The organism is Pseudomonas sp. Pseusp97 (assembly GCF_047304025.1).
In the GTDB taxonomy this organism is placed as follows: Bacteria; Pseudomonadota; Gammaproteobacteria; order Pseudomonadales; family Pseudomonadaceae; genus Pseudomonas.
Map to the genome: position 1 here is coordinate 1 of NZ_JBGLYK010000498.1, position 428 is coordinate 428.

1 pseudogene is annotated in these 428 nt (G+C 63.3%); it reads right to left on the reverse strand.

Annotated elements, in window-relative coordinates:
* A pseudogene (locus ACCC94_RS30095) lies at positions 1-386 on the reverse strand (electron transfer flavoprotein subunit alpha/FixB family protein); the annotation flags it as partial.
* Positions 387-428 lie beyond the last annotated feature (42 nt).

Here is a 428-nt window from a genome sequence, read left to right on the forward strand (position 1 = left end):
GCATAGATCGGGCGCTTGAAGGTGTCGGCGCTGACCACTTCGATGATCTCGGAGATCTGGTCGACGTCCAGCAGGGCGGCGACGCGCGGCAGGAAGTTCTTGCCGTTGGTGGTGGCGGCGGCCAGCACGTGGCTGAAATCGCGGGCGATGGAGGCCAGCAGCGGAGCCACATTTTCCGGCAGCTGGTGCGCGTAAGCGGCGTTGTCGGCGACCAGCACCTTGGAAACACCGGCGATCCTGGCAGCAGCTTCGGCCACGCCGCCGACGCTCTGGCCGGCGACCAGCACGCTGATCTCGCCACCAATCTTCTGCGCGGCAGCAACGGTATTCAGCGTCGCCGAGGCCAGCGCGCCATTGGAATGTTCTGCAACAACCAAAACAGCCATCAGATCACCTTCGCTTCGTTCTTCAGTTTCTCGACCAGTTCG